Source organism: Erythrobacter sp. HI0063, from assembly GCF_001635685.1.
GTDB lineage: Bacteria > Pseudomonadota > Alphaproteobacteria > Sphingomonadales > Sphingomonadaceae > Qipengyuania.
On sequence record NZ_LWFF01000085.1, the window covers coordinates 1 to 224 of the forward strand.

Below are 224 nucleotides of genomic sequence, written 5' to 3' on the forward strand. Positions count from 1 at the left end.
ATCATCGCTCGCTTCCTGTCGGCGATGGCCAGCTTCTGGTGGTTGCGGATCAGATAACGGCGGCTCCATTTCGCCTGGAACCGTTCGAACCGGCCGCCCGCTTCGATCAGCGGCGCGAAGAAATCGTCTTCGACCTTGTCCGACCCGAATCCGTCGATGGCGAGCGACACGTCGACGCCGCGCTGCGCCGCACGGACAAGGGCATCGCGCACTCTCTCACCGCA

Annotated in this window: 1 pseudogene; it reads right to left on the bottom strand. The window is 64.3% G+C overall.

The features are described from left to right. Window positions 1-224 (bottom strand): annotated as a pseudogene (locus tag A3736_RS03945) (cardiolipin synthase B); the annotation flags it as partial.